We start from the raw sequence: 1,017 nt of genomic DNA on the forward strand, positions 1-1,017 counted from the left end.
GTAGCTTTGATGCTAGCGCATCTAGGCCTCTTTTTCACCTGCTCTTTGATATTGCACTTCATGTGTTAATCTAAGATGTGTTAAAGCTGATTTCAATTTATAGAAATCATCTGTATTTGTAAGTGTGAAATCTGGCTTGCCCGCTATCTGTTTTAAATACTGGTTCATTTTAAGAGCAGAAATTATGTATCTTTTATTATCGGAAAAGTTTTTATTTGAACCTGGCGCATTAGCTTTTATTGGTTTTCCTGCATAGTTCAAACCGTAACTGACTCTGGCAGCGCAGGAATTTTGAGTTCCGTTAGGTCCGTTTATTCCGTACTCTTTGTTTATGTTTCCACCAATTTTTTCCCATGACTGTGCTCCTGTATATCTGTCATAAAATAAATAGTATTTTTTAAACTCATCAGCATATGGTAAAGCACAGTGACACTTTCTGACTCTACTAATATTAGTTTGAGTAAGCTTGTGAACTTCTAAAGTTTGTGAGCTTGATACTCGGTCTCGACCTCTTAATACTGCAAATGGATCATCTACAGGCATCTGTTACTCCTTATTTATTTCGGTCTTCAAATGGACTTTAATTTCTTGTTTAATCGAAGTGTAAATAGCTTCTGTCAGACCGCCTTCATCAGTCGTACCTTCAAACACTTCTCCCGTTACTTCAGCCTGCGCAATATAATCAACGAAACTATAGGGAATATCATCATCGTCAGCAAACCTAAACTGAGCAGTATAGTTATCTAATTTCAAATGAACCTTAATCTCATCAGAGTTAGAGCTAAAGAAAGTTTCCGTATTTTCCTCAGTATCAGTTATGCCTTCAAAAGTCTCTTTTGTATTTTCATTAATAGCAATATATGATGTGTTGGCATAGGGAATATCATTATCATCAGCGAACCTAAACTGTGCTTTAAACATCGCACCAGCTATCAAACTCGGCAACCCCGCCAATCCCAACCCATCCCTTCCACCTCCAGCCTTACTGTGCTTCCCAGCTTTCTCCGTAAACTGTTT

2 protein-coding genes are annotated in these 1,017 nt (G+C 37.6%); both read right to left on the reverse strand.

Annotation, left to right across the window (positions count from 1 at the left end; translation table 11 throughout):
- Nucleotides 1-21: 21 nt before the first annotated feature.
- A complete protein-coding gene (locus AAEY79_RS14145; RefSeq protein ID WP_201567890.1) occupies nt 22-543 on the reverse strand; it encodes a T6SS effector amidase Tae4 family protein in 522 nt (173 codons plus the stop codon).
- 3 nt (nt 544-546) lie between these two features.
- A partial coding sequence (locus AAEY79_RS14150; protein WP_350588509.1) for a hypothetical protein occupies nt 547-1,017 on the reverse strand: 471 nt, incomplete at its 5' end.

The organism is Psychrobacter sp. GW64-MNA-CIBAN-0177 (assembly GCF_040309585.1).
GTDB classification, from domain to species: Bacteria; Pseudomonadota; Gammaproteobacteria; order Pseudomonadales; family Moraxellaceae; genus Psychrobacter; species Psychrobacter okhotskensis.